Annotated in this window: 1 protein-coding gene; it reads left to right on the top strand. The window is 38.9% G+C overall.

What is annotated here, in order from left to right:
- Window positions 1-2099, top strand: a 2099-nt coding sequence (locus AB1414_19710; GenBank protein ID MEW6609641.1) for a T9SS type A sorting domain-containing protein, incomplete at its 5' end; no start/stop codon positions are given.
- Window positions 2100-2154 lie beyond the last annotated feature (55 nt).

Here is a 2154-nt window from a genome sequence, read left to right on the forward strand (position 1 = left end):
ATAAAATTCCTATTGATTATGTTAAGGGAGTAGAATATTATACTGTTATCAGTTTACCTTATTCGGGGACATACACATATCGTTTTGCGGCAAAAGATAGAAATGGAGTATTAGCCCTTGGAACACCGACTCAAGAATATATTGGGCCTATATTGACCGGGGTTGATGCTCCTGTCGCACCGCTCTTGTTATGGACAGGTGAAAGGAACTATCTGTATGATGGGTTAGACCCAGAACAAGGTGAGCCTAATAGCACTATATTTACCTATAGAGTAAAATATAGTGATGGGAATAATGAGGCACCATTAGCCGGATATCCACGGGTAAAAATTAAGACCACAGGAGGAACAGAGACAATCTTATCGTTAACCAGAGTAAGTCCCGCAACGGTTACTTATGCGGCGGGTGTCCTATATGAAACAAGGACTACTTTACCTGTACCTACAGGTGTCTATACCTATCAATTTGAAGCAAAAGATATAACAGGATTGACAGCCAGGGGTGCAGGGACTCAAGTGAAGATAGCACCTGCTGTTAATAGTGCACCAGTATTATCTAATGGTACGGTGAATCCAACTAATGGTAATGTAAGCACCCTGTATACTTTCTCAGTTAGATATCAAGATTCAGAAGGGTATGTGCCTTATCCTGGCTATCCGAAGGTTCATATATTAATTGGTGGAGTAGATATTCCAGGAAGTCCAATTATACTACCTTATCATGATGGAGGAAATATTAGTTCTGGTAGGGTATATTCTAATCCTATAACACTTTCATATAATAACTCAAATTATTCCTACTATTTTGAAGCAATGGATATATATCGGAAGATGGCAACACCTACTTCTACTTATTATGGTCCTGTAGTTACTGGTGGAGGTAATTGTGGACCAGAATTATTATGGGTAGGGACAGGTGGTTATGTATCTGATGGATTAGAGCCGGAAATAGGAACAAGAGGAACTATCTTTACCTTCAAAGTTAGATATCGTGATTTGAATAATGACCAGCCAAAACCTGGCTATCCTCAGGTGCACATTAAAACAAATGAGGGAACTTACACCAGTTTAAAGATGAATTTTGAGGAGGGAGTAGTTAGTTGTGGGGTATATATGGCTACTACTACTTTATCCAGAATTACAAATTACACATATTATATTGAGGCGTTCGAGGATAATCCGGAGAATAATTCGATAAGACTTCCGCTCAAAGTAGAAATGAAGGGGCCCAGGGTAACAAATGCACCTATACTTACCTGGACAGGCGAATCTGGGTTTGAATCTGATGGGGTCAATCCTGATTACGGCACAGTAAATTCGAGTTCATTCACCTATAAGGTTCGATATTATGATACGGATGGGAATCTGCCAAAATATGTTCACCTGTGGATATATAAAGATGGGAAAAGAATTTTTGGTAGTCCCTTTCCAATGGGGTTTGTTCCGACGAGTGGAAATTTAGCCGATGGAGATTATTATGCTAATATTAGTTTTACAGAGTCAGGAACTTACAGTTATTTGATAGAGGCAAAAGAGAAACTGGGAATCAATCTTAATCCTTTAGAGATAGGGAGTGAGTCACCATCTGCAAAAACGGCTACTTTAGAAGCAATTGGAGACCCGAGTTTGGTCGGGGAATTTTCCCCTTCACAAGTTGATATATTTGGTGATTTAGGGGAAGATGAGTTAATTATGGTAATCTGGGCAGATGGAGTTTCTGCGGTCGGGCCTGCGACTTTAGAGATGGTTGGACCAATAGTAAAAACAGAGCAACAACAAAATAGAGAGATTAAATTACCTCCACCCACACCTCAAATTCAAATAACCGATTTACAATCTGTTTATTGTTATCCTAATCCGACAAAGAAAGGTGAAATAACCTTTGCTAATTTGCCTCAAAATAGACTGATAAAAATAAGAATATTCAACATTGTTGGTGAGTTGGTTTATGAAGAAGAAAGAGAAGCCAATAGCGGAGGTAAGATAATCTGGACCTGTCGGAATTCTGCTAATGAAAGAGTTGCCTCTGGAATATACATTTATATCCTGACAGATAGGATTGGCAATATGAAGAGAGGGAAATTAGGGATAATCAGGTAAAATAAAATCACTGGTCAATTTTATCCGATTTCTGTAACCGTTCACCGCAAGATGC

The organism is bacterium (assembly GCA_040755795.1).
Lineage (GTDB): Bacteria > UBA9089 > CG2-30-40-21 > CG2-30-40-21 > SBAY01 > JBFLXS01.